14 protein-coding genes are annotated in these 17,031 nt (G+C 49.5%); 10 read left to right on the top strand and 4 right to left on the bottom strand.

Annotated elements, in window-relative coordinates; all coding sequences use genetic code 11:
• The first annotated feature begins 120 nt into the window (after positions 1–120).
• On the top strand, positions 121–930 hold the full coding sequence (locus AC3QL0_RS06135; protein WP_430219462.1) for an IclR family transcriptional regulator: 810 nt from the start codon (positions 121–123) through the stop codon (positions 928–930).
• Here the strand turns inward: AC3QL0_RS06135 and AC3QL0_RS06140 are convergent.
• Both AC3QL0_RS06140 and AC3QL0_RS06145 read right to left on the bottom strand, forming a co-directional pair.
• Positions 899–2,629 (bottom strand): cobaltochelatase CobT-related protein, encoded by a 1,731-nt coding sequence (locus tag AC3QL0_RS06140; protein ID WP_493010538.1) that lies wholly within the window; start codon positions 2,627–2,629, stop codon positions 899–901. The two genes, AC3QL0_RS06135 and AC3QL0_RS06140, sit on opposite strands and share 32 nt — an antisense overlap.
• A 15-nt stretch (positions 2,630–2,644) precedes the next feature.
• On the bottom strand, positions 2,645–3,607 hold the full coding sequence (locus tag AC3QL0_RS06145) for an AAA family ATPase (protein WP_493010539.1): 963 nt from the start codon (positions 3,605–3,607) through the stop codon (positions 2,645–2,647).
• Positions 3,608–3,816: 209 nt separating this feature from the next.
• Between AC3QL0_RS06145 and xsc the strand changes: the two genes are divergently transcribed.
• From xsc to AC3QL0_RS06185, 8 genes are all read left to right on the top strand, one after another.
• Positions 3,817–5,631: a sulfoacetaldehyde acetyltransferase gene (gene xsc / locus AC3QL0_RS06150; protein ID WP_493010540.1), complete on the top strand. Its 1,815-nt coding sequence runs from the start codon at positions 3,817–3,819 to the stop codon at positions 5,629–5,631.
• A gap of 76 nt (positions 5,632–5,707) precedes the next feature.
• Positions 5,708–6,514 carry a thiazole synthase gene (locus AC3QL0_RS06155; protein WP_493010541.1) on the top strand — a complete coding sequence of 269 codons (807 nt, stop codon included), beginning with the start codon at positions 5,708–5,710 and terminating at the stop codon, positions 6,512–6,514.
• 27 nt (positions 6,515–6,541) lie between these two features.
• Entirely contained in the window at positions 6,542–6,931 is a 390-nt protein-coding gene (locus AC3QL0_RS06160; protein WP_135863887.1) for a nuclear transport factor 2 family protein, read from the top strand.
• 1 nt (position 6,932) lies between these two features.
• Positions 6,933–8,381, top strand: a complete 1,449-nt coding sequence (locus AC3QL0_RS06165) for an NAD(P)/FAD-dependent oxidoreductase (protein WP_493010542.1) — start codon at positions 6,933–6,935, stop codon at positions 8,379–8,381.
• A 93-nt stretch (positions 8,382–8,474) separates the two neighbouring features.
• On the top strand, positions 8,475–9,467 hold the full coding sequence (locus tag AC3QL0_RS06170) for a TRAP transporter substrate-binding protein (RefSeq protein ID WP_135863882.1): 993 nt from the start codon (positions 8,475–8,477) through the stop codon (positions 9,465–9,467).
• Positions 9,468–9,584: 117 nt separating this feature from the next.
• Positions 9,585–10,151, top strand: a complete 567-nt coding sequence (locus tag AC3QL0_RS06175) for a TRAP transporter small permease (protein WP_493010543.1) — start codon at positions 9,585–9,587, stop codon at positions 10,149–10,151.
• Between the two features lie 2 nt (positions 10,152–10,153).
• Entirely contained in the window at positions 10,154–11,494 is a 1,341-nt protein-coding gene (locus AC3QL0_RS06180) for a TRAP transporter large permease (protein WP_493010544.1), read from the top strand.
• 1 nt (position 11,495) lies between these two features.
• The gene (locus AC3QL0_RS06185) at positions 11,496–12,398 is read left to right on the top strand and encodes a cache domain-containing protein (protein ID WP_493010545.1); all 903 of its coding nucleotides are present in this window, start codon (positions 11,496–11,498) and stop codon (positions 12,396–12,398) included.
• A 50-nt stretch (positions 12,399–12,448) separates the two neighbouring features.
• Here AC3QL0_RS06185 and AC3QL0_RS06190 read toward each other — a convergent pair whose 3' ends face one another.
• Positions 12,449–14,029 carry a methyl-accepting chemotaxis protein gene (locus AC3QL0_RS06190; RefSeq protein ID WP_493010546.1) on the bottom strand — a complete coding sequence of 527 codons (1,581 nt, stop codon included), beginning with the start codon at positions 14,027–14,029 and terminating at the stop codon, positions 12,449–12,451.
• A gap of 238 nt (positions 14,030–14,267) precedes the next feature.
• Positions 14,268–15,911: a methyl-accepting chemotaxis protein gene (locus AC3QL0_RS06195; RefSeq protein ID WP_493010547.1), complete on the bottom strand. Its 1,644-nt coding sequence runs from the start codon at positions 15,909–15,911 to the stop codon at positions 14,268–14,270.
• A 171-nt stretch (positions 15,912–16,082) separates the two neighbouring features.
• Here AC3QL0_RS06195 and AC3QL0_RS06200 point away from each other — a divergent pair, with 171 nt between their 5' ends.
• Positions 16,083–17,018, top strand: coding sequence for an NUDIX hydrolase (locus AC3QL0_RS06200; protein WP_493010548.1), 936 nt, complete (start codon positions 16,083–16,085; stop codon positions 17,016–17,018).
• Positions 17,019–17,031 lie beyond the last annotated feature (13 nt).

Genomic DNA, 17,031 nt, shown 5'->3' on the forward strand with positions numbered 1-17,031 from the left:
TATCGAGATAATTTGTTCTGTTTAATGAGATTTATAGCAGATTTTTAGCGTTTGAAACAAGTGTCAAGCATTTTTTGATATACAATGGAACGCAAAGAGTCTGAAAAGTGAGTTCTGTATATGGCTGAAAAACAAGCAGAAGTACGTGAGTCAAAAGTAAAAAACTCTGGCGATACACCCACTATGCGTTTGTTCGGCATATTGGAGCTGATAGCCAGTCAAGATCGAATGTTTGCGTTGCAGGATGTGGTGGATGCAATTGAGCTGCCTAAACCTACTGTGCACCGCATGCTGCAACAGTTAGAAGGCGCGGGTATGTTGGCTCGCGATACCGATGGCCGTCACTATTGTGTGGGTGGGCGTTTGCGCCGTTTAGCCGAAGATCTACTGCTAAACGACACTAAGTACGGTGCTAGACGTGCGGTATTACGCAATTTAGGTAATGAATTGGGTGAAAGCTGTAACCTGACAGCGTTGTCTGGCAGCGAAGTGTTGTACATGGACAGGGTAGAAACCGAAGCGCCATTACGCTTTTATTTGCGTCCAGGTTCTCGTGTGCCTGTGCATTGCTCGGCCAGCGGGAAAGTCTTGTTGGCACAGATGAGCCCGGCGCAGCGTAGACGTTTACTGGCCGATACGCCACTGGAAAGCTACACCAAAAACACCATCACCACTCTGGATGATCTAGAAAAAGAGCTAGCGCAAGTAAAAGAAAGTGGCTATGCCTTTGATAACGAAGAGTTCTTACCCGGGTTGTTTTGCGTGGCTGTGTTAGTGCCGCGTGCCGATGGTGGTCGTTCCAACATGGCTGTAGCCACTCAAGCGCCTGTCATGCGTATGACGCCTGACAAAGCGCTGTCGTGTTTGCCTGCACTAAAGCGTGCTGCTACAGCTTTGGCTAAGATCGAGAACCAAGGCCAAGGCGAGTAGGGCGCAGGCTGCGTATAAAATCATCTAGAAAATGGTTATCTAAGCCGTGCTCGAAATCCGCAATCAACGACTGCGGATATAGCCGGCTTAAATCCAACCCTATGCCTATACCCCATACTTCAATCCCTTGTTGGGTGGCCGAGCCTAACACCTGCAATAGGTGGTTTTCTAGATAGTGTTCGTTGTTCCCTAAGTTTGTGGCGCTGTCCATAGGGCAGCCGTCAGAAAGTACGTACAGTATTTTGCGTTGGCTTTCCAGCGATTGCAGACGTTGGCATGCCCACTGTACGGCTTCACCATCTATACCTTCGCGGTAATAATCCAGTTTCATCAGCGCGACGATGTCTCTATTGGCACGTTTCCATGGCGTTTTGGCGTCCTTGAATACGCGGTGGCTAACTTCGTTTAAGCGACCTGGGTGAGCAGGGCGTTGCCTAGCCATCCAGCGTTTAAAGGGACGACCGCCATTCCAGGCGTGAGTAGAAAACCCCAATACTTCTGTTTGTGCGCCGGCTTGTTCTAAGGCTCGACTCAGAATATCCACCATCAAGGTCACTGTTTCCGCGTGATGCTTCATAGAGCCTGAGCAATCCACCAAAAAACTGATACTGCATGGTGTGTGTGGCGCTACGGTGGGCTGCCTAAACAAACGTCGTTCATTTGGATTGCTGATGATTTGGCTTAATCGCGCACCGTCTATGTAGCCCGCTTCTTGATCATTCTCCCAACGAGGATCGCTGTATTGCGTGAGCGCCCTACGTAAACGCTGCAGCAGTAGGTTGATGTGCAAATTCTGCTGGCTAATGCGTTGGTTAATTTGTTCGCGATAACCATTCAGTAACTCAGGTCGTATGAACTCAGCCAGATGCTCTTCTTTGTCATATTGGTTATCGAAAATTTGATACCGCTCTTGAGTCATTGTGGTGCTGCGCTCAGTGTCGCTAAGCACTTCTTCGTAGGCAGCGGCCTCATCGCCATCAAAATCCAGCAGCAATGAAAAGTTGTCCCACTCTTGCTCGTCCTCTGTGTCGGTACCAGACTCAGACTGTGCTTTTTGCATGGCCTCTACTTCTTGGTGCACTAACGCTGCGACACGTAGTGCATAAGTGGCGTAGCTGGCTTGGTCGGCGCGATGCTTACGTAGTTCATACAGTAAGGGCCCCAGCACCGGCGTCAAATTAGCACGAGTACTTTCGATGAAGTCTTCGGTTTCTGGGTATACGGGCAGAGCGTTTAAGCGGCTCCAGCACATTTGTGCCAAGGTATATAGCCAAATGCCTAATTCACTTTCTGTGTGACGAGCATGGTAGTAGCCAGCTGACCAAAAATAAAAGCGTTGCTGTAGGTTGTGACGCATGCCGGGCATGGATTCCGGAGCTAACGATTCTGTGCGTAGTGCTTCCAACCAATCAAAAATCAGTCTAGAAACAGCATCTGCTGGCATCAGTTGTTGATGCAAAGCATGTTGCGTGTGCAGCAGGCGCAAGGCTAAGCTGTCGGCCACACCTCTAAGGTGTTGCAGGCTTTCGCTGTCGTGTACACGTAAGTGTGGGGCTAGCGTGACTAACGGGCGGTTTGCTCTAAAAAATAGCTGCTGGCGTATGTGTACGTGTGGGTCGTCAGCCAAAGCACGGGTCACCATGGCGCTAAGTTCTAGTACACGGCGTTGCTCACGTAAGTCTGGGGTGGGGCTGTTCATGCGAAGGCTCCAAAATCAATTCGCGTCGGTAGGTAGCAATTCCTCGTTAAAACAGCGCTGATACAGCTCTTTCACCAGATTCTGTTCGCTCTCATCGCATTTATTGAAAAAAGACACCACAAAGGCACGGCGCTTGTCATGAAACAAGGTGCAGTTCTCGGCCCAGGTAATGACTGTGCGGGGCGACATCAATGTAGATAGATCACCGGCAGCAAAGGCTTGCCGTGTGAGATTGGCTAACGCCACCATCGCTTGAATATCGTGTTTGCCTTGTTCTGTGTTTTTGATGGGAACACGGCCCAGCACAATGGCTTCTTCTTCTGCAGCAGGTAAATAATTCAAGGTGCTGACGATGTTCCAACGGTCTAGCTGGGCGTGATTCAGCGTGTGCGTGCCTCTATATAGCCCGGTTTGGTCGCCTAACCCCAATGTATTGGTGGTAGCAAAAATGCGGAAGTAGGGGTGTGGGTGCAAAACGCGGTTTTGATCTAGTAGGGTAAATCTACCGTCCTGTTCCAGAATCTGTTGAATCACAAACATAACGTCAGGTCGGCCAGCATCGTACTCATCCAAAATAAGCGCCATGGGGCGTTGCATGGCCCATGGAATGACGCCTTCCTGAAAACGGGTGACTTGTAGCCCGTCTTGAATGGTAATGGTGTCTTTACCTACTAAATCTAACCTACTGATGTGGCCATCTAGGTTCACGCGTATGCAAGGCCAGTTCAGTCTGGCAGCGACTTGTTCTATGTGGGTGGATTTACCAGTGCCGTGACGGCCTTGGATGAGCACACGTCTGTTGTGCGCAAAGCCAGCTAACAGCGATAGCGTGACCTCAGAGTCAAAGCGGTAGGCCTCATCAATGGCAGGAACGTATTCAGTAGCGTCACTAAACGCCGGTACCTGTAAGGGGCTATTTATGCCGAATTTTTCTTTAACCGATACTTTTTGTTCTGGTATTTCTATTTTTTGAGACATGTCTACTCCTTTGCTGCAGAACTTAGGGTTTACATCTATTTATACACAATATATGGTACTAAATATATCGAATATTGAGATTATTATCCATTTTATGATTGACAAGCATATTTTGTCTCGATAAAGTGTTTAAAAAATCTCGAAAAATAAGATTTTTGATGGATGTGGTGTGCCATGCACTGTATTTGTATATAAATGGAGACTAGGTGATGAGCCAGGTAGCAGATAACCGTAAGCCGGTAACCGGATTGACAAAAATGACCCCTTCAGAGGCTTTCGTAGAGACCATGGTGTCCTACGGTGTGAAGGATATGTTTGGGATCATGGGGTCCGCTTTTATGGATGCCATGGATATTTTTGCCCCAGCAGGTATTCGCCTGATTCCTGTGGTGCATGAACAAGGTGCGGCACACATGGCTGACGGTTACGCTCGCGTATCCGGCAAACATGGTGTAGTGATCGGCCAGAACGGTCCTGGTATCAGTAACTGCGTAACAGGTATTGCTGCCGCATACTGGGCACATAGCCCAGTGGTAATCGTGACACCTGAAGCTGGTACGAACACAATGGGTCTGGGTGGTTTCCAAGAGTGCAATCAGTTGCCCATGTTCCAAGAGTTCACTAAATACCAAGGGCATGTGACCAATCCTGCCCGTATGGCTGAATACACTAGCCTGTGTTTTGAACGTGCGATGACAGAAATGGGCCCAACCCAGCTGAACATTCCACGTGACTACTTCTACGGCGAAGTCACCTGCGAAATTCCTACACCTCGTAAATTGGATCGTGGTCACGGTGGTGAACAAGCCCTAGAAGAAGCCCTGGAATTGCTGGCTAGCGCTAAATTCCCAGTCATCATTTCTGGTGGCGGCGTAGTGATGAGCGATGCCGTTGAAGAATGTAAAGCCTTGGCTGAGCGCCTAGGTGCTCCGGTAGTGAACAGCTACCAGCACAATGACTCTTTCCCTGCTAGTCACCCACTGTGGTGCGGTCCTTTGGGTTACCAAGGTTCTCAAGCAGGTATGAAACTGATTTCCCAAGCCGACGTGGTGATTGCACTAGGTACACGTTTGGGGCCATTCGGTACGTTGCCACAGTACGGCATCGACTACTGGCCTAAAAACGCCAAGATCATCCAGATCGATGCTGACCACAAAATGCTGGGCTTGGTGAAGAAAATCTCCGTTGGTATTTGTGGCGATGCACGTGCAGTAGCTAAAGAACTGTTGGCTCGTATCAGCCAGCGTAAATTGGTGAGCGACGCCAGCAAAGAAGAACGTGCGAAGAAAATCGCTCAAGAGAAAGCAGCGTGGGAAGCTGAGTTGGATGCGTGGACACACGAAACCGATCCATACAGCTTGGACATGATTGCTGAAAACGCCAAAGAGAAAACCTTCAACGGTGGCGAGTACCTGCACCCACGACAAGTATTGCGTGAGTTGGAAAAAGCCATGCCTGAGAATGTGATGGTGTCTACCGATATCGGTAACATCAACTCGGTGGCACACAGCTACCTGCGCTTTGAAAAACCACGCAGTTTCTTTGCACCAATGAGCTTTGGTAACTGCGGGTACGCATTGCCAACTATTATCGGCGCGAAAACGGCGGCTCCAGATCGTCCAGCGATTGCTTACGCCGGTGACGGTGCTTGGGGTATGAGCATGATGGAAATCATGACAGCAGTACGTCATGAAATTCCAGTCACAGCGGTGGTGTTCCATAACCGCCAATGGGGTGCAGAGAAGAAAAACCAGGTGGAGTTCTACAACCGTCGCTTTGTAGCTGGCGAGTTGGATAATGCATCGTTCGCTGATATTGCCAAAGCCATGGGTGCTGAGGGTATAGTCGTGGATCGCCTGGAGGATGTAGGCCCTGCGCTGAAACGAGCCATTGACATGCAGATGAACGAAGGTAAAACCTGCGTGCTGGAAATCATGTGTACACGTGAATTGGGCGACCCATTCCGTCGTGATGCCTTGAAGCGTCCTGTACGTCTGCTGGAAAAATACAAAGACTACGTCTAATTTTTCTGCACACTGTAGTACCTGGAGGGGGCGCCTCGCCCCCTCACTATGAAGTCAACAAAAGAACAGGTTGTTTATGGAAGACGCACTCGTTATCGCAGGCCGCTCATACCGTTCTAGATTGCTGGTAGGTACTGGCAAGTACAAGGATTTTGTGGAAACACGCGAAGCGGTAGAGCAGAGCGGGGCAGAGATTGTCACCGTGGCCATTCGTCGCACCAATATTGGTCAGGATACTGGCGAGCCCAGTTTGCTGGACTACGTGTCCCCACAAGATTACACCTATTTACCCAATACAGCAGGTTGCTTTAGTGCTGATGATGCGGTGCGAACACTGCGCCTGGCGCGTGAACTGCTGGATGGTCATGCGTTGGCCAAGCTGGAAATTTTTGGTAGTCAGAAAAACTTATATCCCAATATGCCCGAAACCCTGAAAGCCGCGAAAACGCTGGTGAAAGAAGGGTTTGATGTGATGGTGTATTGCTCTGATGACCCTATACAAGCTCGTATGCTGGAAGACATGGGTTGTGTCGCTATCATGCCGCTGGCCTCTATTATTGGCTCGGGCATGGGCATTCTGAACCCATGGAATATCCGTTTAATTCTGGATCAAATTAACGTACCAGTACTGCTGGATGCAGGGGTGGGAACCGCCTCTGATGCCACCATCGCCATGGAGCTAGGTTGCGATGCAGTACTGATGAATTCTGCTATTTCGTATGCGCAAGATCCCATCCGTATGGCGCGCGCCATGCGTAGGGCAGTGCAAGCAGGGCGTGATGCATTTTTAGCGGGGCGTATGCCCAAGAAACATTATCTGGCCGAAGCGTCCTCACCTACTACAGGGCTAATACATAGTGACGCACAGCCGGTAATGCAATAACGACGATAACTGGAAGGAGCACAAAAGATGAATCAAAAATTAGAACTACTGAAAGCCTATAGCCAAGCGTGGAATGACCACGATATTGACACCATCATGAGCATGATGACCAAAGATTGTGCGTTCTACGCGATTGCGGGTAATGAAGTAGAGGGCACGATTCATCAAGGTCATGAAAAAGTGCGAGTGGCCTTTGAGTCAGCGTGGAAAAACTTCCCTGATGCGGCATGGCTAGATGGTGATTTCTACATGCTGGATGCTAACCATGCCATGTCTACATCACGCTTTAAAGGCACCGATCTGAATGGTGGCAAACACGAAGCCTTGATGGTGGATTTGTTCACTTTCGACGGTGACAAAATCGCCATTAAAAATGCTTTCCGTAAAAACCGTCCTCCAGTGACTAGCGGGAAATAATATGCTCCAAGAAACGTCAACACAGACTACGGCTGAGACGTTAGGGCATGCCACACCTGCTAAACGTCCCTATGACCCAGCTTATGACCCGTTCACTGCGCGTAGTAATCCTGGTGAGGGTACTGAATATGCGCCTACTTATTGGGTAGGCACCGCCGGTGAACCGCCTGAAGATGATGGCCCTATCACCCACGATATAGAAGTGGATGTGGCAATTATTGGTTCAGGTTTTACCGGTTTGACCACGGCTATTTTCCTGGCACAAGAACACGGCATCAAAGCTACAGTGCTGGAAGCTAACCGTACTGCGTGGGGTTGCAGTACCCGTAATGGCGGGCAGGCGCAGTGCGCATCTGGTCGTCTGAAACGCTCTCAGTGGATACAGCGCTGGGGTGTGGATACGGCGCTCAAAATGCACCGCGAGTGTGTAGAGGGCATGGAAAACTTCAAAGAGCTGATCAAAGATATAGACTGTGATCCGCAACCGGGTGGCCACTTGTATATCGCTCACCGTGAGCGTGTGATGCCCGTGTTAGAAAAAGAAGCAGCCTTGCTGCGTGACACCTTCAACTACGATGCACGCATTTTGAGTGCTGACACCGTACGTAATGAGTGGGTGAATGATCACGAAGCTCACGGCGCGATGCACGAGCCAGAAGGCATTGGTATTCACGCCGGTAAATTGGCGTTTGGATATTTGAAAAAAGCCCGTGCGTTGGGTGCTACTGTGCACCCTTCTAGCCCAGTACAAAGCTGGAAAACACGCAATGGCTACCACTATTTGCAGACACCAGGAGGAGTGGTGAAAGCGAAAGCGGTAGGCGTGGCTACAGGGGGGTATACCTCTAATGGTCTGCACAAAGAGTTCAAAAATCGCTTGTTGCCGATTTTGTCTAACTCTATGGTGACTCGTCCGCTAACTCCCGCAGAAATTGAAGCTTGTCGTTTCTACACGCACCAAGTACTGACTGATACGCGAGTGCTGCGTAACTACTATCGTTTATTACCGGATAACCGTTTGCAGATTGGTAGTCGTAGCGCGATTACAGGTAAAGATGCACCGCAGCGTAAGTATCAAGATCTGCTGGTAGGTGCAATGGAACGTAAGTTTCCCGAACTAAAAGGCATTGATATTGCGTACTCCTGGTGGGGCTGGGTAGATGTGAGTCACGACATGATGCCGCGTATTGTGCAACCTGATCCACAACAAACCATTTATTACGCCATGGGGTATGGCGGTAATGGCGTGATGTACTCATCCCAAGCGGGTAGACGCATGGCGCAATGGATTGCAGGTAAAGGCCAAGAGTTAGATCTACCTATATTCAAAGACCGTTTACCGTACCCGAATGTGCGGGAGATGGTTGAGTCTGAGTTTTTTGCCCCGTTCCGACGTTTTGGTCAGCGCTTCTTGTATCGCTGGTATCACTTGAAAGATGAGGTGCTGTAAGGGCTGAAATCCCCAAGCACTGGAAAAAGGAGTCTGGTGCTTGGTTTTGCTGTAATACACATACAACCTCTGAAAAAGAGGGAGGAGACTACGATGACACTCAAGAAATGGCTCACAGGTTCTGTTTGGGCAGCAAGTTTGTTGTTGGCAACGGCTGCCAGTGCTACAACCTTCAAGGTAGCGATTGGTGACGCAGCAGGTGGGACTCAGTATGAACTGGGCAAGGCGTTTGCCGAGCAGTTAAAAGAAAAAAGTGGTGGCAGCATGACCGCTGATCTGTTCCCAAACAGTCAGTTGGGCGATGAACAAGATACGATTAATGACGCAGCAATGGGGTTGCTGGACTTCTCTATTCTAGCGATTAACAACATTACCCCGTTTTCCCCTAGTGTGGCTGTGCTCACACTGCCTTATGTGATTCAAAGTCTGGACGATGCTAAAACCTTAACGCAAGGGGATGTTGGTAAAGAGCTGACTGAAAACACCATTCGTGATGCTGGTGTACGCATCATTGGTTGGTCGTATTCGGGCTTCCGTGTACTAACAAACTCCAAACGGCCAGTACGTACGTTGGATGACTTGAAAGGTTTGGTGATCCGTGTACCTAAAAATGAGTTGATGATTGCTTCCTACAATGCTTGGGGGGTGAACCCAACCCCTATGGCGTGGAACGAAACCTTCACTGCATTGCAGCAAGGGGTGGTGGATGGTCAGGACAATCCTTATATGACTATTTCTGCCATGAAGTTTGATGAAGTGCAGAAGTACATCACACCAATTCGTTACCTGTTCTCGTTGGAGCCACTGGTAATGAGCGAGCAAGTTTTCCAAGCGCAAACGCCAGAAGTTCAAGCATGGATTCTGGCAGCAGGCCAAGCAGCAACCGAGCATAGCTACGAATATATCCAAGCTACTGAAGACCGTATTAAGCAAGAGCTGCAAGCAGCCGGTATGGAAATCGTAGAGCCTGCTAACAATGAGCAGGAATGGATTGAGGCAGCAACAACTAAAGTGTGGCCTGCATTCTATGATTCCATCGGCGGCAAAGAGCGTTTGGATGCCATTCTGGCCACGCTGAATCGTTAACCCCGAGTTTTTCATCAAAACCTGAAGTACTGCAGATACCTGCCATGAGCCGGTATCTGCCTTGATGCTGCCTGATGCACGCCTAAATCAGGCTAAAGAGTGATGTTGGAGACAGGTATGACGATTAAAAAAGTACTGGTGCACATAATCGATCACGTAGAAGAATATATTTGTGCCTTATTGCTGAGCACCTTTGTGGTCCTGTTGTTTGTGCAGATTATCTTGAGGCAGTTTTTTGCGTACAGCATCCCCTGGGGAGAAGAGGTCGCAACCTACATGTTTGTATGGTTTGCCTATTTGGGGGCAGTGGTGGCAGCCAAAATGTCAGCGCATAACCGTGTGACGTTCCAGTTTAAGTTTTTTCCTCCCATCGTGAAGAAAGTGACAGAGAGCATCGCCGATTTGCTGTGGGTGGCGTTCAACCTGTATTTCACATGGTTGAGCTATGACTTCGTGTTCAATCGTATGAACCTGTTCTGGAAGTCACAGACTACAGGCATTCCAATGAAGTATTTCTTCATGGTGTTGCCAGCAGCGTTCTTGCTGATGTCAGTACGTATTTTGTGGAACAACTATTTGATCTGGTTCAAGCATGTGGAATTGGTTGACCCTGAAAGCCAAGAATTAGAAGCGATCAAGCGTCAGGGTGCTGAAGCCCGCGACAGCGTGGTGGAAGGAGCCTAAGCATGGAACAGTCAATTGTAGGGTTATTGTTTGGCGGTTTTTTTGTGCTGCTGTTGTTAGGGGCACCGATTACGGTGTCGCTAGCGGGGGCCGCCATGTTTGCCTTTTTGGCACTGGGTAAGAACCCCATTTCCTTTGTACAGATTGCATTTACCTCGGTAGGAAGTTTCCCGTTGATGGCGTTACCCGCATTTATTTTGGCTGGAGCGCTGATGGAGGCGGGGGGGATATCGCGGCGTTTAGTGGATATAGCTGAAACCTTAGCAGGGCCGGTTACAGGCGGTCTAGGCATGGCAACCGTTCTGGCCTGCCTGTTTTTTGGTGCGATTTCGGGTTCAGGTCCAGCAACAACAGCGGCGGTCGGTATGTTGATGATTCCTGCCATGACACAGCGTAACTACGACTTGAGCTACGCATCGGCACTGACCGCATCGTCGGGCGGTTTAGGAATCATTATTCCACCTTCCATTCCTATGGTGATTTTTGGGATTTCAGCTTTGGGCCTGCGTCCACCTGCAGAAGCCATTGCGTTGCACGGCCAGTTTTCTACCGTTTCTATTTCTAAGTTGTTTATTGCCGGTGTGGTGCCTGGTTTAGTGATGGCTAGCAGTTTATTGGTGATGAACTACATCATTTCACGTAAATCTGGCTACAAGGGGATGGGCTCAGGCTGGTGCTTGGCAGATCTTAAAAAAGCCTTGCGTCGTGGTGTGTGGTCTATTTTTGCACCGGTATTTATTTTGGGCGGGATTTACGCGGGTTTCTTTACGCCTACTGAGTCTGCGGTAGTGGCGATTTTCTACACGTTGTTTGTGGGGGTGTGTATTCACCGTGAAATGAGCTGGAAAAAACTGTTTAACTCGTTGCGCACTACAACGTGGATTACTGGTCGCGTATTGTTGATTCTGTTTGCCGCAACGGTATTTGGTCGCTTGTTGGTAGAGCAGCGTATTCCTGCCTTGATCGCAGAATCCTTGATTAGCTGGACAGACAACATGTATTTGATCTGGACTATCCTGATCGCCTTCTTGTTGTTCGTGGGTATGTTCATGGAAACCTTGGCGGCCATCATGATTTTGGTGCCAGTGTTGTTACCTGTGACCTATATGCTGGGCGTAGACCCTACACACGTAGGGATAGTGGTGATTTGTACCTTGTCAGTGGGATTTATTACACCGCCATTGGGTGAAAACTTATTTGTGGCATCGGGTATAGGGGGAGCTACGGTAGAGCAGGTAGTGGCTAAAGCATTGCCATTCATTCTGGTGTTGGTGGTGGCTATTTTCATCATTGCATTCGTACCGAGCTTATCGTTATGGCTGCCTGGCTTAATGGGGTATTGAGATGACGACACGACGCAATAAATGGCTCACGGCATTGCTCAGTGGCTGTGCGGTGATAGCAGTAGGAACAGTGCAGGCAAGCTCCATGGTAGTCAGTAGTGAGGGGGCTCAGGCGCAGATTAGTCAGCAGCAGCAACGCGTGCATCAGCTATTAAATAAAGCGGTAGCACACATACGTAAGAATGGCCCATCAGCGGTGAATGACTTTACGCATGATCCTGAGTTCATTGACCAGGACTTGTATGTGTATAGCCTTAGCCCCGCCGGACAAATGCTGTCCAGCGGTGGCTGGTCTGCCGGGTTGATAGGGCAAAACGTGCTGGAAGAAACCGATGACTCTGGTCAGCCCTTTTTCAAGCAAATGCTGAAAAAAGCCAAGCAAGATAAAGAGGGCAGCATTGAGTACTACTGGTTCAATCCTAACGATGGCCAAGACGAAATCAAAATTACTTATTTTGAAGTGGTAGACGGCATCGTTGTGGCAGTGGGTTTCTTCCCAGGTTATCCAACCGAAGAACAGGCCAAACAAATGTTAGAACTGGCTGTCAGCGAATATTTCGCTAACCCAATGCTGGCATTGCGTAAATTCCGTAATAAGCAGGGTGAGTTCAGACGCCAAGATCAGTATGTATTTGTGCTGGATAAAGCACAGCGCAAGGTAGTGCTGAACCCCGCATTTACAGAAAATAATGATGTTTCTGTCGATGATATTGCTGACGTGCAAGGCCAGCACTTCCTACGTGACATGCTAGAGCAAGCATCTCCCAACAGCATACAAGCCATTGACTACTGGTGGTTAAGCCCCGAAACGCGTCAGGTAGAGCATAGACGGGCATTTTTTCAGCAGGTGGGGGAGCAAGTCATTGCTGTAGGCACCAACGTATTTCCTGGCACTGAAGAATAAGAGTCATCTGCTCCAAGGTTACCGGCCCCATGGGCCGGTTTTTTTTATGCTTACGCCACATTCAGCACACGTATAGCCTCATCCAGTTGGGTAGTTTGTTTAGCCAATTCTGCAGCAGTGTGATGGATGTTTTCTATCAAGTCGCTGTTTTGTTGAGTGGTGTGGTCAATGTGTTGGATGGCGACGCTGACTTGTTTTAAGCCAGCGGCTTGCTGTTCCGATGCACAAGAGATTTCTGCCACGATGTCAGAGACGCGTTGACTGGATTCCAGCATTTGTTGCAGGTGTTGGCCTGAACTTTCAGCCTGTTTTACCCCTGCGTCTACGCGCTGAACGGATGCGTCTATCAGCGCTTTGATGTCGCTGGCGGCACTGGCACTGCGTTGTGCCAAGCGACGTACTTCGGATGCCACGACAGCAAAACCTCGCCCAGCTTCACCCGCACGGGCGGATTCTACGGCGGCATTCAAGGCCAAGATATTGGTTTGGAATGCGATGCTATCTATGAGTGTGACGATGTTGGCAATTTTGGTAGAGCCTTGGTGTATGTCTTGTATGGTTTGTATGAGCTGGCCCACTTCGTGACTACCACGCTCCGCAGTTTTCATGCTGGCTGCGGCCAGTTGATTGGCTTGCTGAGCATTGTCTGCATTTTGCTGCACGGTAGTGGTGAGCTGTTCCATGCTGGTTGCGGTTTCTTCAATGGATGCTGCTTGGCTGCTGTTACGTTCAGTCAGGTGAGCATTCGCGTCATACAGTGATTGCACTGCTTGGTTAGCGGCGTGTATACCATAGCGTGTTTCGCCAGCAATGCCAGTTAAGCTCTTGCGCATCAGCTCTAGGTTATAGAAGAGCTTTTTGTGCTCTTCTAAGCCATGCAGGGCTAGGTGATCAATATCCAGAATCAAGTTGCCGGTAGAGATCTGTTGCACGATGAGGTTGGCATGTTGCAGGGCGGGACTAAGGTTGCGCTGCAAGCGCCATGTGTATAACAGTACGGCCAATCCTAATACAGCAGGTAGTGCACAGAATACCCATGTTGGTGTTTCGGCTGGCAGATAGTAGGGACTGCCTACACTGGCAGCAATGGACAGCAGAGACAATGTGGTGAGGCGTGTTAATGCACCAGGAATGGTATTGCGGAAGGGGCGCTTTAGCGTATGCAGGATACGGCGCCATCCGGTAGGCACTAACAGCCCCTCTTGTAAGCAGGCAGTAGCGCGTTTTTCTTGCAGGGCTTTGTAGAAGGTTTCGGCGGTTTCTATTTGCTTGCGACTGGGCTTGGTGCGCACTGACGCATAACCTACAACCTGTCCGTTTTCATACAGCGGTGACACTAGCGCTTGTACCCAATAGAAGCCACCGTCTTTGCGGCGGTTTTTGACCAGTCCCATCCACGGTTTACCTTTTTGTAGGGTTTGCCAAAAATCAGCAAACGCCTCGGTGGGCATATCAGGGTGTCTAACAATGTTGTGGGCTTTACCGATGAGCTCGTCACGCTCAAAACCACTGATGGTGACAAACTCAGGGTTGGCGTAGGTAATACGTCCTTTGAGGTCGGTCTTGGATATCAGATACTGTTCCGGCCCTAGCTCGGTTTCAATCTGGGTAACAGGCATGTTAATGCGCATGGGATTGCTCCTCAATCTGTCGGAGTAAATACAGCGGCTCAGAGCGTTTGAAGGGCCTGAGTCCGCACGATAAGTGAGATCACGACGATTACGGCAAGCGGTGTATGTGCTTTAAGCTTAAATAGAAACATAAATGCAACAAATGAAACAGGAAACAATAAAAAATGCCTGTTCCAGTGCGGAACAGGCATGGATAGGGCGATAGCGCCCGTTTGAAATTTAGGCTGTTGTTACAACTTTAGTTCAAGCGTGAGTGTGGCGTATGCTCTAGCGCCGGTGTTTGGCGGGTAGCTTCTGTATTCAACACGCGTATAGACTCATCCAGCTCTGTGGCTTGATGGCTGAGTTGCTGCGTTGTGCGGCCTAAGTCATCGACTAAGAAACCGTTTTGGCGTGTGACTTCATCCATATGCGCAACAGCTTGGTTAATTTGCTGCAGGCCTATAGATTGCTCTTCAGATGCGTACGAAATTTCGTTAATGATGTCGCTCACACGTTGCACGGATTCTTCAATGTCGTGCATAGTTTGGGCGGCGTGATCGGCTTTTTGCACCCCTTCGTTCATCAACGTGACGGATTCGTTAATCAGCAGTTTGATTTCACCGGCAGCCTTAGAGCTACGTTGTGCAAGGCTGCGTACCTCGCCGGCTACGACTGCAAAGCCTCTACCGGCTTCACCAGCACGAGCTGATTCAACTGCTGCATTTAGCGCCAAGATATTGGTTTGGAAGGCAATGCCTTCAATTAGGCTCACGATCTCGCTAATTTGGTTGGCGCTACTGTGAATACCTTGCATGGTTTGGGTAAGCTCAGCGACGGCGCTACCGCCGCGTTTGGCGGTTTGCATGCTGTTGTTTGCCAGTTCGCTGGCACGAACAGCATTGTCTGCATTTTGTTTAACGGTGACGGTAAGCTCTTCCATGCTGGCGGCTGTTTTTTGCAGCGAGTCGGCTTGGTGGGCAGTGCGTTCAGACAGCAGTCGGTTATCTTGATCTAACTCTTTAGCTACTTGAATAGAGGCCAGCACACCTCTGTGGGTGTCAGCAGCAATGGCAATCAAGCTTTTACGCATGATTTCCAAGCAGAAGTTCAGCTCGCCAGTTTCATGGTTTTGTTGTTTAGATTGTTCGGCTTCATCAATGTGCAAATCTAAGTTACCGGCAGCAATTTGCTGGGTAATCTGAGAGGCGCTTTTGAGTGCTTTATTGATGCGTTGACTAATGCGCCAGCCATAAGCCATAAACGCAGAAAAACCTACGCCCAAAAATAAACCAGCGGGCAGTTGGTAGCCGTCTGGAATACCTTGGTTGAAAGCTGCCACGCTGATGGTGCCGGTAATGACAGTGGCTAACATGGACAGACGGAACATGCTGGCACGCAAGGAGCGATTAAATGGCCAGCTTGCCCATTGCAGTAAACGTCTCCAACCCGTAGGCACAATACGTCCAGCCTTGAGGGCGTAGCCACTGACATTGCCTGAGTTAACCTGTTCGTAAAACTGCTCTGCTTCGGCGACTTGTGCATCAGAAGGGCGTACACGCACGGATGCGTAGCCTGTTACCTGCCCATTTTCAAAGATGGGTGATACCAGTGCTTGTACCCAGTAAAAACCACCATCTTTACGACGATTTTTGACCAGACCTAACCACGGTTTATGAGCCTGTAGGGTGTCCCAAAGATCTTGGAAGCCAGCTGGTGGCATGTGCGGGTGACGCACAATGTTATGCGCTTTGCCCAGTAGCTCGGCGCGAGTGAAACCGCTAATGTCCACAAAGGCCGAGTTTGCATACGTGATGCGGCCTTTAAGATCCGTTTTAGAAATCAGGTACTGATTGGGGTGTACCTTGGTTTCTACCTCGGTAATTGGGTAGTTCTTGCGCACGGCTCAACCTTGTCACAGCAGAATTTACAATAGGGTCCTCTTTAACGGTTGGTTGGTAAAAAACTTTAGGCATGGTCATAAAGAGTAATAGTTTCTTCTGCCAGTATAGAAAGAGGCTTACGGCTATAATCCTATGAGTGATCCATCCATCATTGACAGGTTTGTGTGAATTTGAGTCATTCTGATATTTTGGTGCGAACAGAACTGGTAGCGGTATTGGTTGCTGTGAATCAAGGCCAACCGCGCGTATTGACCACAAGTGAGGGTCGCTGTCTACCGGCAGGTCCTTTGGAAAATACACACCACTCACTCCAAATGGGCTTACGAGCCTGGGTAGAAACGCAGACTCATCACCCCATAGGCTATGTAGAACAGTTGTATACCTTTGCTGATCGCAGTCGGTTCTCGGCGGCAGGTGAGCGCATCATTTCGGTGAGCTATTTAGGGCTGACACGAGAAGGTGATACCCCTAAAGATGCGGGGGTGAGTTGGCAGGATTGGTATCGCTACTTTCCGTGGGAAGACTGGCGCCAAGGTGAGCCTGCTCTGATACAAGACTATATTCTTCCGAAGCTGCAAGCTTGGGCGTCTGCTGATGTTGCGGTAAAAGCCGAGCGCTGGCAGCGGGTGTGCTATGCCTTTGGTTTTGATGGCGCGGCATGGAATGAAGACATGGTGCTACAGCGTTACGAGTTGTTGTTTGAAGCCAAGCTCATACCCGAAGCACAACGCGACAGCTCAGACGAACACCCCGGAGACGAAGGTAAATTGGGTTTACCTATGCGCTATGATCACCGCCGTATTTTGGCCACGGGCGCAGCACGGTTGCGTGCAAAAATTAAGTACCGTCCTGTAGTGTTTGAATTAATGCCTCCTGAGTTCTCGTTGTTGCAGTTGCAGCAAGCGGTAGAGGCATTGGCAGGGCGTGGTCTGCATAAACAAAACTTCCGACGCTTGATGGAACAACAAAATCTGGTGGAAGAAGCTGGTGGCATCGTCTCTAGTGGAGCGGGTAGGCCTGCCAAGCTTTTCAGGTTTAAAGGCGATGTTGTGCTAGAACGCTCTATTGCTGGCACGAAGTTGCCGCTGGCTCGTCAGGCACGTTAATCATAAGGAATAG

This window comes from Paenalcaligenes sp. GW821-LYS-B07-1 (assembly GCF_058803365.1).

Coding starts and splice junctions, on each gene's coding strand:
- AC3QL0_RS06135 (WP_430219462.1), top strand. CDS start 121: ATGGCTGAAAAACAAGCAGAAGTACGTGAGTCAAAAGTAAAAAACTCT.
- AC3QL0_RS06140 (WP_493010538.1), bottom strand. CDS start 2,629: ATGAACAGCCCCACCCCAGACTTACGTGAGCAACGCCGTGTACTAGAA.
- AC3QL0_RS06145 (WP_493010539.1), bottom strand. CDS start 3,607: ATGTCTCAAAAAATAGAAATACCAGAACAAAAAGTATCGGTTAAAGAA.
- xsc (WP_493010540.1), top strand. CDS start 3,817: ATGAGCCAGGTAGCAGATAACCGTAAGCCGGTAACCGGATTGACAAAA.
- AC3QL0_RS06155 (WP_493010541.1), top strand. CDS start 5,708: ATGGAAGACGCACTCGTTATCGCAGGCCGCTCATACCGTTCTAGATTG.
- AC3QL0_RS06160 (WP_135863887.1), top strand. CDS start 6,542: ATGAATCAAAAATTAGAACTACTGAAAGCCTATAGCCAAGCGTGGAAT.
- AC3QL0_RS06165 (WP_493010542.1), top strand. CDS start 6,933: ATGCTCCAAGAAACGTCAACACAGACTACGGCTGAGACGTTAGGGCAT.
- AC3QL0_RS06170 (WP_135863882.1), top strand. CDS start 8,475: ATGACACTCAAGAAATGGCTCACAGGTTCTGTTTGGGCAGCAAGTTTG.
- AC3QL0_RS06175 (WP_493010543.1), top strand. CDS start 9,585: ATGACGATTAAAAAAGTACTGGTGCACATAATCGATCACGTAGAAGAA.
- AC3QL0_RS06180 (WP_493010544.1), top strand. CDS start 10,154: ATGGAACAGTCAATTGTAGGGTTATTGTTTGGCGGTTTTTTTGTGCTG.
- AC3QL0_RS06185 (WP_493010545.1), top strand. CDS start 11,496: ATGACGACACGACGCAATAAATGGCTCACGGCATTGCTCAGTGGCTGT.
- AC3QL0_RS06190 (WP_493010546.1), bottom strand. CDS start 14,029: ATGCGCATTAACATGCCTGTTACCCAGATTGAAACCGAGCTAGGGCCG.